The sequence below is a fragment of the Gammaproteobacteria bacterium genome (genome assembly GCA_029882975.1).
Classification (GTDB): domain Bacteria; phylum Pseudomonadota; class Gammaproteobacteria; order SZUA-152; family SZUA-152; genus JAJDNG01.
On the sequence record JAOUJW010000037.1, the window covers coordinates 37,202 to 52,311 of the forward strand.

Genomic DNA, 15,110 nt, shown 5'->3' on the forward strand with positions numbered 1-15,110 from the left:
TGAGTGTGAGATGGTAAATAAACGATACCCTTTGGTGGCTCGGGAAGCGTGGCTGGTTATCACGGTGCTGGTTCTGGTTTCTTTTACAGTTCACTATGCTCTGGGAGTCATCGTTGCGATTCCATTGTGGTTGCTAACCCTGGGGGCTGCCTATTTATTTCGAGATCCTAACCGTCCGGTTCCACCCAAGCCCCTTGCGGTGGTGAGCCCGGTGGACGGAACAGTGCTGGCCGTGGAGACGGTGGACGCCAGCCCATATACTGACGCGGCCGTTGTGAAAATCTGTTTGCGCATGGGGCCGGCCGATGTTTACACCATACGCAGCCCCATGGAGGGCAAGGTCCTGAAGCAATGGCTTCCACGCGAACATACCGAAAGCCAAGCAGGTTGCGACCGCTTTGCCCAATGGGTGCAAAGTGATGAGCAGGACGATGTGATACTCACGGTTAAACCGTCCCATGTTTTGAAACGACCGCATTGCTATGTACACAGTGGGGAGCGAGTGGGACAGGGGCAGCGTTGCGGCATAGCACCTTTTGGAGCCATTGTGGATGTGTACGTGCCGAATTCCTCTCGGATTGAAACCCAAAAAGGTGATAGAGTGCACGCCGGTTCGGACACATTGGCGACTTTGGTGCACTAGGGCTGACGAAACGACAGTTAGACGAAACGACAGTTAGACGAAACGACAGTTAGACGAAACGACAGTTAGACGAAACTACAGTTGGACGAAACTGCAAATGCCGGATTAAACAACCAAACCCAAATGACAAATTGCAAACCAATTTACTACCAATCAAGCTAATCAAGCAGTCGGGAACAGCATATGGACAACGGCTCGGAAAAACCGCTCAGCAGTGAAGAAAAGAAAAGACGACGGGGTATATACCTGTTACCCAATTTGTTTACCACAGCCTGTTTGTTTTCAGGATTCTATGCTGTGGTGGCGGCCATGGGTGGGCGCTATGAAGCGGCCGCCATAGCCGTTTTTATTGCCATGGTGATGGATGGCTTGGACGGCCGGGTGGCTCGTCTCACTAACACCCAGACGGATTTTGGGGCTCAATACGACAGTTTGGCAGACATGGTTTCCTTCGGTGTGGCACCGGCTTTGGTCATGTATGCTTGGTCTTTGAGTCAACTGGGAAAACCCGGTTGGCTGGCGGCCTTTATATACACAGCGGCGGCTGCGTTGCGATTGGCGCGATTTAATACCCAGGTGGGTGTTGCCGACAAGCGCTATTTTCAAGGTTTGGCCAGTCCGGCTGCGGCAGCTACAGTGATGGGTGGTGTCTGGGTGGCGGTGGACTTCAATTTCACCGGCGCAGACCTGAAAATTGTGGCGTTTATCCTGACGGTTGCCTGCGGTGTGCTCATGGTCAGTAATGTGCGTTACCGCAGTTTCAAAGATTTGGATTTGAAAGGCAAAGTCCCGTTTGTAGCCATGCTGGTACTGGTGCTGGTGTTTGTGTTTATCTCTTTTGATCCGCCCACCGTATTGTTTTGTATATTTTTTCTGTATGCCATGTCGGGGCCCGTTTTTATGATTCCCACATTGCGCCAACGACTTAAAGCCAAACGCGCGGCGAGAGCGGCAGTATCACCGCAGCAAACCGAGGTGGAGCAAGAGGATGCTTTGCCTGACGCGAACTCCGGATTGGGGTCCACAGGGGATGACGAGGAGCGCAAACATCTGAACTAACTATCTGCCGCTTATTGGGTGCCTAAAACCAAGATCTAACCCCAAGATTTCCAGACTGCCCGGTTCAATGTGTCAAAGCTCATAACATTGGCATTGGAGACTTGAATCTTTTAGTTTTTTATGTTTTATTTATGTTATGAATTTTAACCTTCTTGACAACTTCTTCTCTTTTTCCGTGGCTGCTCTACCGGCCGTTCTGCTGCTGCCCTGCGGGCAGTGAATCCTACTTAAAAAATATCCAGTTTATCTACCCTTATCCTGCGTTTCTTAACAACGCGGTCGGCGTGTTGTCCCCAATGGGACGGTTCACATCTAAGGGAGAAGCGAACAAAAGCATGCGCCAAAAATCATACAAACTGGTATGATGCGCACAAATACGGAGCAATACCATGAGCGAGAAGTTGATAATTTTTGATACCACGTTGCGTGATGGGGAACAAAGCCCGGGCGCGTCTATGACCAAAGAAGAAAAAATTCGAATTGCCACCGCGCTGGAAAAAATGCATGTGGACGTGATCGAAGCGGGGTTTCCTATCGCCAGTCAGGGAGATTTCGAAGCGGTGCAGGCAGTGGCTAATACCATCAAAAACAGTACTGTCTGTGGTTTGGCTCGAGCCTTGGACAAAGACATAGACCGTGCCGGCGAGGCGCTTAAGGGAGCAGCATCGGCACGTATCCATACCTTTATAGCCACTTCGCCCATCCACATGAAAATGAAATTGCGTATGTCGTCTCAGGAAGTGTTGGATCAAGCGGTGTATGCGGTGAAACGGGCTCGGCAATTTACAGATAATGTGGAGTTTTCACCCGAAGACGCCGGTCGCTCTGAGTTGGATTTTTTGTGCCGGGTATTGGAAGCGGTTATTGATGCGGGCGCGCGCACGGTCAATATCCCGGACACCGTGGGATACAATGTGCCCGATCAGTTCGGATCTTTGATACGCCAGTTAATTGAAAAAGTGCCCAACTCAGACAAGGCGGTATTTTCGGTACATTGCCACAACGATTTGGGTTTGGCCGTGGCCAATTCCTTATCGGCCGTACTCAATGGTGCCCGGCAGGTAGAATGCACCATCAATGGTTTGGGAGAACGGGCCGGCAATGCCTCTTTGGAAGAAGTGGTCATGGCCGTAACCACACGCCAGGATATTTTTCCCTGTAATGTCGGTCATATCGATAAAACACAAATAGTACCTTGTTCCCGCTTGGTGTCCGGAATCACCGGTTTTACCGTGCAGCCCAATAAGGCCATTGTAGGGGTAAACGCATTTGCTCACGAGTCGGGAATTCATCAAGACGGCGTGTTGAAAAGCCGGGAAACTTACGAAATTATGCGTGCCGAGGATGTGGGCTGGAGCACCAATCGCATGGTGCTGGGTAAACATTCCGGGCGCAATGCATTTAAAACCCGCTTACAGGAATTGGGTATCAGCTTCGCCTCTGAGCAGGAATTAAACCAGACGTTTCTTCGTTTTAAGGAATTGGCGGACAAGAAGCACGAAATTTACGATGACGATTTACAGGCCTTGGCTACCACCGCAAACCTGGAATCTGTGAACGAACGCATCAAATTGGTTTCATTGAAGGTGTGTTCTGAAACCGGGGAAACGCCTTGCGCGCAGGTGACCGTGACCATTGACGGTAAGGAGCAAAATGCCAGCAGCGAAGGCGGAGGGCCGGTGGATGCGGCATATCAGGCTATTGAATCCGTCGTCAAAAGCGAGAGTACGCTGCAGTTGTATTCGGTCAACAACATCACCACGGGCACGGACTCACAGGGAGAAGTTACGGTCAGACTGGAAAAAGCCGGACATATAGTTAACGGCCAGGGTGCCGATACAGATATAGTGATTGCATCAGCTAAAGCCTATATTAATGCTTTAAACAAAATTGTTGCGCCGGAGCAAAGACAACACCCGCAGGTATAGAGACAAGAGTACGGACTAAAGTGGATACATTGCAGCAACAATATCTTCAAGCGCTGGGCATACAGACCTGGGAACTGAAGCTCACTCCGGAGACGGGTGTGGATGACAGTTGCAAGGTTTCGGCGCGGGCACACTCCCTGGAGTCAATCCAGAGTCCGGTCGCTGTGCCGGAGCCGCAAAGGGAATCTGTACCGCGATCATCCCCGAACTCGCCCCCGGCGGACTGGAAAACTCTGCAGTACCGGGTGCAACACTGTGATAAGTGCTCTTTACACCAAAATCGCACCCAGGCCGTATTTGGGGTAGGGGACATGCAAGCTCGTTGGATGGTTATCGGCGAAGCTCCCGGAGCCGATGAGGATCTTCAGGGGGAGCCCTTTGTGGGGCGGGCGGGGCAACTGCTGAATGAAATGTTGCTCGCCATGGGGTTGAAACGAGAGCAAGTATATATTGCCAATATCCTCAAATGTCGTCCGCCGAATAACCGTGATCCACGCCCCGAAGAGGTGCAGCAGTGTGAAGGCTATTTGCAGGCGCAAATTCAGTTGATTCAACCCCGATTGATCCTGGCATTAGGTCGTATTGCGGCGCAAAATTTGTTGCGCACTGACACGGCCGTGGGGCGATTGCGCAAACAACGCTTTGAATATTGTGATATACCCGTGATTGTAACTTACCATCCGGCCTATTTGCTGCGCTCCGGTAAAGAGAAACGTAAAGCCTGGCAGGACTTATTATATGCCATGCAGGTGTATCGAAGCTTGGAGAAAAAGGAATTGGAACAACAGGGGTTGCTGCAGTGAGCGCCGTTATGCAGCAGCCAAGCTTTGATGTACGGCCTATGCAGGCAGGTGATGTGATTGCCGTTATGGATATCGAAATGCAGATGTATGCTTTTCCCTGGACCCGGCAGATTTTTCTGGATTGCCTGCGCGTGGGCTACGATTGCCTGGTGGGGGAGCATGACGGCGAGGTGGCCGGCTATGCCATTATGTCCAGTGGCGCGGGCGAGGCGCATTTGCTGAATCTGTGCACCCGCACAGAGCAGCAGCGGCGTGGACTGGGTGAAACCTTGTTACGGCGCGTGATTGCATTAGCGAAATCCAAACAAGTGGATTCACTGTTTTTAGAAGTCAGACCTTCCAATCATGCGGCCCTGCATCTGTACAGTAAAATAGGCTTTAATCAGGTGGGACTGCGTAAAAATTACTATCCCACTTCTCACGGGCGCGAAGACGCGGTGATTTTGGCATACGCCATCGACTAAGGAATCTCTTTGTATCCCGCAATATTTCTAATGGGTCCAACGGCCTCGGGGAAAACTGCGTTGGCATTTGAGTTGGTGCAGCAACTACCCTGTGAGATTATCAGTGTCGACTCAGCTTTGGTGTATCGGGGTATGGATATCGGTACGGCCAAACCGGATGCCCGCTTGCTACAACAGGCCCCGCACCGGCTTATTGATATTTGTGATCCTTCAGAAACTTATTCCGCCGCTCGGTTTCGTCAGGATGCTTTACTGGCCATGGAGGAAATACAGCGAGCGGGTAAGATTCCCCTGTTGGTGGGCGGGACTTTTCTGTATTTTCGGGCTTTGGAGCAAGGCCTGTCTCCCTTACCGCAAGCGAATGCTCAGGTGCGTCAGAAAATCGAACAGTGGGCGCAACAACAGGGATGGGAGCAGGTACACCGGCGTTTGCGTCAAGTGGACCCGGAGGCGGCACAACGGATCCATCCCAATGACCCACAACGAATCCAGCGCGCTTTGGAAGTTTATGAGATCACCGGAATGTCTATGAGTGAACTGATGGCCAAAGGCAGGGATGACGCTCCTCCATATAACATCAGTAAAATAGTCGTCGCGCCGCAGGATCGAACCGTGCTGCATGAACGTATCGCTGCACGTCTTAACATTATGATGCAACAGGGGTTTATTGAAGAAGTTCAAGGCCTGTGGGAGCGAGGTGATCTGAACGCGGAACTGCCGTCCATGCGCGCTGTCGGATATCGGCAGGTATGGCAATATTTGCAGGGCGAATTAGAGCGTGTCCAGCTCGAGGAAAAAATCCTGTTTGCAACCCGCCAATACGCCAAACGGCAGTTAACCTGGTTGCGTTCTGAGGCCAATGCCCAGTGGTTTGACCCCACTGAGCAAGAAATTTTACCAAATGTATTGAAAAAGTTGAGATTCGACACCATTTTTTGAACTTTCAATATGGAAATCAACCTAATGTGCTATAGTTTTTGTAAGTTTGCGGCATTTCCGCGAACCGGCGCGCTTAATTGGGCGAGATCATGGACTTTGTGATTTCCTCCTAATTTATACAACAAAGATAAAATTGAGGAGATTTTGACATGCCAAAAGGGCAATCACTACAAGACCCTTTCTTAAATGCTCTGAGAAAAGAACGAGTACCCGTGGCGATCTATCTCGTTAACGGCATTAAACTACAAGGGCAAATTGATTCGTTTGATCAATTCGTAGTACTTCTGAAGAACAGCGTTAGTCAAATGGTGTATAAACATGCAATTTCAACAGTGGTTCCGGCACGTAATGTTAAGTTGCCAGCCAGCGAAACCAATTCAGAACCAAGAAGTTCATAAATTTGTCCCCAGATTTTTTAGTACCTGTTCGGTAGGGGGCGCCCTTGTTTGAGCGCCCCCAATCGGGTGAACGAGCGATACTTGTCCATATCAATTTTTCATCCAATTCCGGTGATGAACAAATTCAGGAGTTTCGAGAACTGGCTGTATCAGCAGGTGCCACGCCTGTTGCTGTGGTGACAGGTTCTCGTCGTACCCCGGAACCCAAGTATTTAATCGGAGCCGCCAAAGCCGAAGAGGTGGCGGTGTTACTGAAAAGTGAAAATGCCGATTTGGTACTGGTGGATCATGAGCTGACACCGGCTCAGGAACGTAATCTGGAACGTCTGTTACAGTGCCAGGTATTGGATCGCAGCGGATTGATATTGGACATATTTGCTCAAAGAGCCTCGTCCCATGCGGGTCGTCTGCAAGTTGAGCTGGCGCAACTGCAACACCTATCTACGCGCTTGGTTCGCGGATGGACTCACTTGGAACGCCAAAAGGGTGGTATAGGTTTGCGTGGTCCGGGGGAAACCCAGTTGGAAACGGACCGACGTCTTATCGGCGTACGTATAAAACAACTGAAAAAGCGCTTACAAAAAGTACAAAATAGTCGGCACCAGGGGCGCAGAGCCCGTCAAAAGGCAGAAATTCCCACCGTGTCTTTGGTTGGGTATACCAATGCCGGTAAATCCACATTGTTTAATCGTATGACCAGCTCTGCCGTGTATGCGGCTGATCAATTGTTCGCCACATTGGATCCCACTTTGCGGCGTGTGCCTCTGGACTATGGCGATTCCATTATACTGGCGGATACGGTAGGTTTTATTCGACAACTCCCCCATGATCTGGTGGAAGCGTTTAAATCCACCCTGGAAGAAACCCGCGAGGCGGCTTTATTGCTGCACGTGGTTGACGCCGGCGATGTTAACTACAAAGATAATATAGATCAGGTGAATTTGGTGCTGGAGGAAATCGGCGCTGATGCCGTGCGTCAGATCGAGGTGTACAATAAGATAGACTGTCTGGAACAAAGCGAACCCCGAATTGACCGGGATGCGGATGGTAAGATCAAGCGAGTGTGGTTATCTGCGGCGACCGGCAATGGAGTGGATTTATTGCAACAAGCTTTAAAGGAAGAATTTAACCGTCAAGTGCAAACCACTTGGGTCAAGTTTCCAGTAGAAGCCGGCGATATACGCGCCCATTTGTATCGAAACGGTCAAGTGCACAACGAAAGAATGAGTGGTACAGACTTGTTGTTACAGGTCACCATAGACAGTAAGGAATTGGAAAATATCACCTCAGTAATGGGTGTAATTTCCTTGTTGGACGGCGAAGATGAACAAAAAGCCGCATCAAACGGTTGCGGCTAAGCGGAGAGGGTCCTACAATTCACCCCTTGGCGCGTAATTACCGGGGAATCTTTGCGTTTTTGTAAAATTCGGTAGGTTGGGCGGAGCCGGCGTAATTTGCTCTTGCCACGGTTGGCATTTTGCCGCAAGGTCCATGGATCTGCGGGGGATGCACAAGTTTCGTGGGAGGCAGGAGCCGGGAGCGATTGGCCAGGCGACGCATCAGATTTTTAAAACTGTTTCTAAACAAATATGGAGTAGATGAATGGCCTGGAATGAGCCGGGAGGTTCTGGAAAAAAAGACCCTTGGGGTAATGGCGGTGGAGATCAGGGACCGCCAGACCTTGATGAGGTTGTAAAAAAAATGCAGGAGAAATTCGGTGCCTTATTTGGTGGTGGCAAAGGCCGCGGTCAATCCGGTTCGAGTTCCGGTAAGGGGGGGTCCATTGGTTTGGGCGCCATCATACTTCTTGCTGCAGCTATCTGGGGGGCTTCCGGAATCTACATCATCGACGAGGGTCGCCGTGGTGTGGTATTGCAGTTCGGTGCTTATAAAGAAACCACTTTACCTGGGCCGCATTGGTTCCCACGTTTTATTCAAAGCGTGGAAGTGGTGGATATCCAGAATATCCGCAGTGCCACCATTGGTTATCGCAGTGGTTCCGGATCCGGATCCGGGTCCGGATCTTCGCGCCAGTCCAATATTGGACGCGAGTCACTCATGCTCACCAAAGACGAAAACATTGTTGATATTAAAATGGCAGTGCAATACAAGGTGAAAAGTGCCAGTGATTATCTGTTTAAAGTGACCGAGCCCGATATCACGCTACGCCAGGCCACTGAAAGTGCTGTGCGTGAAATTATCGGTGGCAATAATATGGACTTTGTTCTGACCGAAGGCCGAACTGAAATCGCCTCGAAAGCACATGCGCTTACTCAGGAAATTCTGGATCGCTACAACACCGGATTGGAAATCACCAGTGTCAATATGCAGGATGCCCAACCACCTGAGCAGGTGCAAGCCGCGTTTGAAGATGCCGTAAAAGCTCGTGAGGATAATGTGCGAGCCATCAATAAAGCTCAGGCCCATGCCAATGAGGTCTTGCCTAAGGCCCGAGGTAATGCGGCGGTGTTGGTTGCGGAAGCCAAGGCTTATCGGGATAAAGTTATCCTGGAAGCCCAGGGTGAAGCCAATCGCTTCCTGAAGATACTGGAGGAATACAAGCGGGCGCCTCAGGTAACCCGGAAACGTCTATACCTGGAATCCGTGGAAACCGTCATGACGAATGCCACCAAAATCATGGTGGATGTGAAAGGCGGCAATAACCTGATGTATCTGCCTTTGGATCGACTGATGGATCAAAATGTAAGGTCTCAGATATCACAAACGCCGGTGATTGTAGAAGAGGAGCCCGTGAAAGTGGAACGGCGCCGTGAACGCCGACGCCGGGGGGAAAGATAATGGCACAACTTAAAATGTTAGGCGGGTTTATTGCGGTGGCAATTTTGCTGGTTGCTTCCTTTGCCGTGTTCATTGTTGACGAGCGTGACAAAGTTATATTGTTCCGTTTGGGGGAAATTGTTAAAACCGATTTCGCTCCGGGCTTGTACTTTAAAATGCCCTTTGTGAACAATGTGCGCAAGTTTGACTCCCGGATTCAAACCCTGGATGCCAAACCGGAGCGTTATTTAACCAGTGAGAAAAAGAACGTCATCGTGGATTCTTTTGTCAAATGGCGCATTAATAATGTTTCCAGCTATTACACCACCACCGGTGGTGATGCCCTGCGAGCCAACGAACGATTGTCACAGTTTATTAAAGACGGCTTACGCGGCGAGTTTGGTAAACGTACCATCCAGGAAGTGATTTCCGGGGAACGTAAAGAAATCATGGATTTGATTAACGCAGAAGCGAACAAACTGGCCGAAACCTTCGGTATCGAAGTGGTGGATGTTCGCATCAAACGGGTGGACTTGGCTGAAAACGTCAGCGCCTCCGTTTACAGTCGAATGGAAGCGGAGCGTGAGCGTGTTGCCAAGGACTATCGAGCCCGAGGTCGGGAAGAGGCGGAAAAAATCAAGGCTGAAGCCAATCGTGAGGCGACCATCATTGAGGCTACCGCATTCAAAGAAGCCGAGACCCTCAAAGGTGACGGAGACGCCAAGGCTTCCAAGATTTATGCTGACGCTTACAAGAAAGACGCAGAGTTTTATTCCCTGTATCGAAGTTTGAACGCCTACAAGACCACCTTCGCCGATAAAAATGACGTATTGGTCATAGAGCCCAACTCTGAGTTTTTTAAGTACTTTAAATAATAATTAGGCAGCCGGGCCTTCCGGGCCCGGCAATGTTAGAGGGGGCGGCGTTTTTGTCTATAAAAATGACCGCGAAGCCGTACGACAATCCTATGTGGCATGAACTGTTGTAGCATTAGCCCTGTTGCTGGTTATAGGGGTTGTTTGCGTTCTTAAATCCTCAGGCATTTCGTCAAGTGAATGGAAAATAAAAGTTTGCGTTCCTCGGCCCTGGTGAGTATGGTTCTGGGCGTGTTACTGTTGTACCTGGCTAATCTCTGAGCAGAGGTTTTTTAGAAAATCAAACATGAAAGATGATCGTTGGATATTGCCGGAAGGCATAGAAGAGTTGTTACCCGAGGACGCCCGGCGTCTGGAGCTGTTACGACGGCAACTGCTGGATCTCATGCACAATTGGGGTTACGACATCGTCATGCCGCCCTTCGTGGAGTATATCGAATCCCTACTCACCAGTATGGGTACCGAACTGGATCTGCAAACCTTCAAACTTCTGGACCAGAAAACCGGCCGTACCATGGGTATTCGGGCCGATATGACCACTCAAGTGGCCCGTATTGATGCGCATCGATTGCGTCGGAATGAACCGACCCGGCTTTGTTATATGGGTACCGTATTACGCGCCCGCAGTGATGAATTTGCCAGTTCTCGAAGCCTGATCCAAATTGGCGCGGAGTTGTATGGCCACGCGGGTGTTGAGAGCGATGCGGAAATGCTGTGCTTGATGTTAGAGGTGCTGGCTTTTGCGGGTATCCAAAGCTATGTGGATATTGGGCATGTGGGAATTTTTCAGGGCCTGGCTACACAGGCGGCTTTGGATAAAGAACAAAAAGATTTTTTATTCAATGCCTTGCAGCGAAAAGCGGTGCCGGAGATTGACGCCTATTTACATCAACTGTCATTGCAGCAAGACCACCGCGACATGTTGGCCGCTTTGGCCTGGCTCAATGGAGGCACCGAAGTCTTTGAGTTGGCACGGCAAAAGCTCAGCGCCGCCACTGCAGAGGTAAAACAGGCGATAAGCGAAATGGAGCAGGTCGCTCAACTGGTCAGTGCCCGCCATCCCCAAATTCCCTTACACTATGATTTTGCAGAGGTTCGCGGGATTAAATACCACACCGGTGTTGTTTTTGCCGCCTATCATCCGGATTTAGGACAGGCTCTGGCCCAAGGCGGCCGTTACGACGACATTGGTAAAACCTTTGGCCGGGCTCGGCCCGCCACCGGATTTAGTGCCGATTTACGCACATTAATGCGCCTGGGGTCATCGGAACCCAGCACAAAAAATGCTATATTTGCCCCCGCGGGATCGGACCCCGCACTGTTGAAAAAAATAGCGGACTTGCGAGCCTCCGGACAACGAGTGGTGCAGCAATTGCCCGGCCAGACGGGAGGAGCTAAGGAACTGCAGTGCGATCAGGTTTTGGAGTTAATCGAAGGGGAGTGGGTGCTGCGTTAGTACCCGCAATGACAGTAAAACAGCAATAGAGCCAGTTTTAATATAGGAACAGCGTGATGGGTAAAAATGTAGTGGTAATCGGCACCCAGTGGGGGGATGAAGGTAAAGGTAAGGTGGTGGATTTGCTCACCGATCGAGCCGGAGCCGTGGTACGTTTTCAGGGGGGCCATAATGCCGGACATACCCTGGTGATTAATGGTGAAAAAACCATTTTGCACCTGATTCCCTCAGGAATTTTGCGTGACAATGTGCAATGTTATATTGGCAACGGTGTGGTGGTTGACCCTAAAGCTCTGGTGGAAGAAATCGAGATGCTGGAGCAACGTCAAGTTCCGGTAATGTCTCGCCTGAAAATCAGCGAAGCCTGCCCCTTGATCCTGCCCTACCATGTGGCTCTGGACCATGCCCGTGAGATTGCCCGTGGTAAATCCGCTATCGGTACTACCGGACGGGGTATTGGCCCTGCCTACGAGGACAAAGTCTCCCGTCGCGGTTTGCGTGTGGGGGATATGCTGCATAGAGAGCGGTTTGCCGCTAAGCTGGGCGAAGTTCTGGATTATCACAATTTTGCCCTGCAGAATTATTACAAAGTTGAAGCCGTGGATTTCCAAAAAGTGTTGGATGACACCCTGGCCCTGGCCGAACGCATCAGCCCATTGGTTGCTGATGTACCGGAAGACCTGTATCAAATGCAACAACGTGGCGAAGGCATTTTGTTCGAAGGGGCTCAGGGCGCCTTGTTGGACATTGATCACGGTACTTATCCATATGTAACTTCATCCAACACCACCGCAGGCAATGCCGCCACCGGCAGTGGCGTGGGCCCGGCCCGCTTTGACTATATTTTGGGAATCACCAAAGCCTATACCACAAGGGTAGGCTCCGGCCCGTTTCCTACCGAATTGGATGACGCCCACGGCCGCCACCTGGCAGAAAAGGGCCACGAGTTTGGGTCAACCACCGGACGTGCCCGGCGTTGCGGTTGGTTCGATGCGGTAGCCCTGCGGCGCTCCAATCAAATCAACAGCGTATCCGGTCTGTGCATCACCAAGTTGGATGTGCTGGATGGTCTGGAGACCATTCGTCTGTGTATCGGTTATAAATACAATGGCGCCGAACGCCAAACCCCGCCCGTCGGCGAAGAAGCCATTGCCGCCTGCGAACCCGTCTACACCGATATGCCGGGTTGGACCGAATCCACCGTTGGCATCAAAAACTACAACGATTTACCCGACAATGCCAAAGCGTACCTGAAACGCATCGAAGAAATCACCGAGACACCCATCGATATTATTTCTACCGGGCCGGACCGAAACGAGACCATCGTATTGCGACATCCGTTTGAGGCGTAGTTTGGTTGTTGTTCTGTAGCGCGGGTAGATATTGTACCCACGCGGAACATTGCTTGGTGTTAGGTGTTGCTGTAGTCGATCACCTCGGGGCGGATGTGCGTAACTGTAGGGCGGGTTAGCTCGCGTAACCCGCCGAGCAGAGTATCGGTTGTTCTCAATTTTTCTATTAGTCCTTAGTCCTTGTTCCTTTGAACGAAATCTAATAAATAAAAGAACTGAATTCGTTCAATGGACTAAACAGGAAACAAAAGCCCCACCACCAATCATATCGCCTGAAATATCAAATGAATCCCAATCAACGTCATTAAATAAATAAAACTCTGCTTTAATAAACGCTCATTGATCCGCTGCGATAAATGCGCCCCCAATTGCCCACCGATAATCGTACCCAAAGCGCCGGCGGCAAAATGTTTCAAGGGTAAATCGGCGGTGTTGGACCAATGTACCGTCGCAGCTACCGCGGCCAGAGCAAAGGTCATGGGAATCGCTGTGGCAATGGCGCGTTTCATTTCCAAATGCAGGCGGTTGCGCATAGCCGGGATAAGCCATTCGCTGATCCCAACAGATAAGGAACCCATTAACAGACCGAGAAATCCGGGGATAGCACACAATCGGGTGACTATACGTTTATCGAATTCGTATCGGGCATTGTCGGAAAGCTCTTCCTGAGTGGAGACAAACAGCACGGCCAGGATCATGGCCATTAATCCCAAAGACATTTGTACAACTTCCTGAGAGAGCTTGAAGCTGAGAAAGCCACCCAGGATGACTCCGGGCAGAGCACATAAAATAAAAATACCGGTGAGTTTTTTCTCCACTAAGCCGGCGCGCAAATAAGCGATAGTGCCACTACCGGTTCCGGCCACCTGAATCATCAATGATGTGGCAACCGCTTCCTGCGGGGAAAAGCCATAGCCTAAAATGAGCAAGGGCGTCCACAAAATACCGGCACCTATGCCCATGGCCATAGCGACAGTGGCGATGGCCAGGCCCGCCAGGGTTAATATCGCTAACTCAATCATCATCTATGTCGGTATGCAGTAGGGTAAAGGAATCCACAAAGTGACACAGGGTCTTTAAATGATCCTTCATGTCGCTTAATGCTTCGGTGTTGTCCGGCTTGGCTTCAATCAATTGGTTGAGCCGATCGATGGCTTCCATGGTGGTTGTGGCCGTGAACTTAGCCACCTCCTGGAGGTTGCTCGTGAGTTCGTTGATGGCGGTGCCCACCTGTCCGATTTCATCACCGGTTTCGATGGGGACCACCTGGCTGAGATCGCCCTCATTGATTTTGGCGGCCACGTCCGCCATTTTTTGCAAGGGGTGGGTAATATTCTTGATAAACATCATTAATACAATCGCTACAACCAGCGTTAATACTCCAAACATGATGACCACTTTGTTGCGTAAATTGATCAACGGTTGGGAAACTGCATCATCGGTCGCATGGGCAGGTACAGCACACATTTCCGTTTGCAGTCCGGTGCGATTCATCTCGAAATAGAATTCGACACCAATGAGCATAGCTGCAAAGGCGATCAACAGAAAATAGTTGATCAGACGGGTTTGCAGTTTATTGTTCATATACCAAATCCCTGGACTATTTTCATCAAAGAAGTTGTTTTAGCGAAGGAGTAAATTATGTATGCACGGCCAATGCCATATAAACGAAACCATATTTATTTGTATGTGACTATTTTTACCCGCATACCCGGATAGATCTTGTGTGGATTTTTGATTTTGCTGAGCTTGGCCAGTTCTTTATAACGGAAAGGGTTCTGTATATAGCGCTTGGCGATATCCCACAAGGTGTCACCTTTTACAACCACATGAACAATCTCCTGCTTGGTGTCGCGGCCTTGTTTGGGTTGATTTAACACAATGGTGACATCGTTGCCGATTTGTTCGATGGAGGCTTTGTACTCTTCCATCTGAGAGTCTTGCTGTTTTAATTTGCGTTCCATCCATTCGATGCGTGCACGCATGTCGCTGATAAGTTGTAAGTCTGTGGCGTTACCGGACGTGGTGTCGCCGTCGTGATACCCGGCTACTTTCGTTTCCAACGCCGTTAAAGCAGACTGAAGTGCAGCAATGTTGTCTTCGGCGAACTTCATACGTGTGAGCAGGGATTCCAATTGAGAATTTGTGCTGCTCTGCATCTTCTCCCATGATTGCATGGCAATTTCTCGAATTTCCGATTTTGTTAGAGAATGTGCCACGGATTGCGTCTCAGTTGGTTTAGAGCCCACGGCAGAGCCGCTGGAGGACATAGAGCCAGAGCCATCAGCGAATGAAGAGCCATCAGCGAATGAAGAGCCATCAGCGGGTGAAGAGCCATCAGCGAATGAAGAGCCATTAGCGGATGAAGAGCCCCCAGCGGGTGAAGAGCCCTCAGTTCCCTTAGTGGCTAATGGG

General features: G+C 50.3%; 16 protein-coding genes. 13 read left to right on the forward strand and 3 right to left on the reverse strand.

Features of this window, described 5'->3' with window-relative positions:
* Positions 1–10: 10 nt before the first annotated feature.
* The 12 genes from OEY58_20035 to OEY58_20090 all read left to right on the forward strand — a co-directional run bounded on the left by OEY58_20035 (position 11) and on the right by OEY58_20090 (position 12,695).
* A complete protein-coding gene (locus OEY58_20035; protein MDH5327752.1) occupies positions 11–643 on the forward strand; it encodes a phosphatidylserine decarboxylase in 633 nt (210 codons plus the stop codon).
* A gap of 183 nt (positions 644–826) precedes the next feature.
* Positions 827–1,702 carry a CDP-diacylglycerol--serine O-phosphatidyltransferase gene (pssA, locus tag OEY58_20040; protein MDH5327753.1) on the forward strand — a complete coding sequence of 292 codons (876 nt, stop codon included), beginning with the start codon at positions 827–829 and terminating at the stop codon, positions 1,700–1,702.
* A gap of 389 nt (positions 1,703–2,091) precedes the next feature.
* Positions 2,092–3,630 (forward strand): 2-isopropylmalate synthase, encoded by a 1,539-nt coding sequence (locus OEY58_20045; GenBank protein ID MDH5327754.1) that lies wholly within the window; start codon positions 2,092–2,094, stop codon positions 3,628–3,630.
* A gap of 20 nt (positions 3,631–3,650) precedes the next feature.
* Entirely contained in the window at positions 3,651–4,433 is a 783-nt protein-coding gene (locus OEY58_20050; GenBank protein ID MDH5327755.1) for a uracil-DNA glycosylase, read from the forward strand.
* The gene (gene rimI / locus OEY58_20055) at positions 4,430–4,897 is read left to right on the forward strand and encodes a ribosomal protein S18-alanine N-acetyltransferase (protein MDH5327756.1); all 468 of its coding nucleotides are present in this window, start codon (positions 4,430–4,432) and stop codon (positions 4,895–4,897) included. Before OEY58_20050 ends, rimI begins: the two co-directional genes overlap by 4 nt.
* 30 nt (positions 4,898–4,927) lie before the next feature.
* On the forward strand, positions 4,928–5,836 hold the full coding sequence (gene miaA / locus OEY58_20060; protein MDH5327757.1) for a tRNA (adenosine(37)-N6)-dimethylallyltransferase MiaA: 909 nt from the start codon (positions 4,928–4,930) through the stop codon (positions 5,834–5,836).
* A gap of 149 nt (positions 5,837–5,985) precedes the next feature.
* The gene (gene hfq / locus OEY58_20065) at positions 5,986–6,234 is read left to right on the forward strand and encodes an RNA chaperone Hfq (protein ID MDH5327758.1); all 249 of its coding nucleotides are present in this window, start codon (positions 5,986–5,988) and stop codon (positions 6,232–6,234) included.
* Positions 6,235–6,278: 44 nt separating this feature from the next.
* Positions 6,279–7,592, forward strand: coding sequence for a GTPase HflX (gene hflX / locus OEY58_20070; protein ID MDH5327759.1), 1,314 nt, complete (start codon positions 6,279–6,281; stop codon positions 7,590–7,592).
* Positions 7,593–7,836: 244 nt separating this feature from the next.
* Positions 7,837–9,033: an FtsH protease activity modulator HflK gene (hflK, locus tag OEY58_20075; protein ID MDH5327760.1), complete on the forward strand. Its 1,197-nt coding sequence runs from the start codon at positions 7,837–7,839 to the stop codon at positions 9,031–9,033.
* Positions 9,033–9,887, forward strand: coding sequence for a protease modulator HflC (hflC, locus tag OEY58_20080; GenBank protein MDH5327761.1), 855 nt, complete (start codon positions 9,033–9,035; stop codon positions 9,885–9,887). The genes hflK and hflC overlap by 1 nt, the downstream gene beginning before the upstream one ends.
* A 286-nt stretch (positions 9,888–10,173) precedes the next feature.
* Positions 10,174–11,343, forward strand: a complete 1,170-nt coding sequence (locus OEY58_20085; GenBank protein MDH5327762.1) for an ATP phosphoribosyltransferase regulatory subunit — start codon at positions 10,174–10,176, stop codon at positions 11,341–11,343.
* Between the two features lie 56 nt (positions 11,344–11,399).
* On the forward strand, positions 11,400–12,695 hold the full coding sequence (locus OEY58_20090; protein ID MDH5327763.1) for an adenylosuccinate synthase: 1,296 nt from the start codon (positions 11,400–11,402) through the stop codon (positions 12,693–12,695).
* A gap of 263 nt (positions 12,696–12,958) precedes the next feature.
* Here the strand turns inward: OEY58_20090 and OEY58_20095 are convergent, their stop codons facing one another.
* From OEY58_20095 to OEY58_20105, 3 genes are all read right to left on the reverse strand, one after another.
* Positions 12,959–13,720, reverse strand: coding sequence for a sulfite exporter TauE/SafE family protein (locus OEY58_20095; GenBank protein MDH5327764.1), 762 nt, complete (start codon positions 13,718–13,720; stop codon positions 12,959–12,961).
* A complete protein-coding gene (locus OEY58_20100) occupies positions 13,710–14,279 on the reverse strand; it encodes a HAMP domain-containing protein (protein ID MDH5327765.1) in 570 nt (189 codons plus the stop codon). The genes OEY58_20095 and OEY58_20100 overlap by 11 nt, the downstream gene beginning before the upstream one ends.
* A gap of 95 nt (positions 14,280–14,374) precedes the next feature.
* Complete coding sequence (locus OEY58_20105; protein ID MDH5327766.1) at positions 14,375–14,854, reverse strand: LysM peptidoglycan-binding domain-containing protein; 480 nt, start codon at positions 14,852–14,854, stop codon at positions 14,375–14,377.
* Positions 14,855–14,870: 16 nt separating this feature from the next.
* On the opposite strand from OEY58_20105, the gene OEY58_20110 reads away from it, so the two are divergent.
* Positions 14,871–15,110, forward strand: a 240-nt coding sequence (locus OEY58_20110; GenBank protein MDH5327767.1) for a hypothetical protein, incomplete at its 3' end; no start/stop codon positions are given.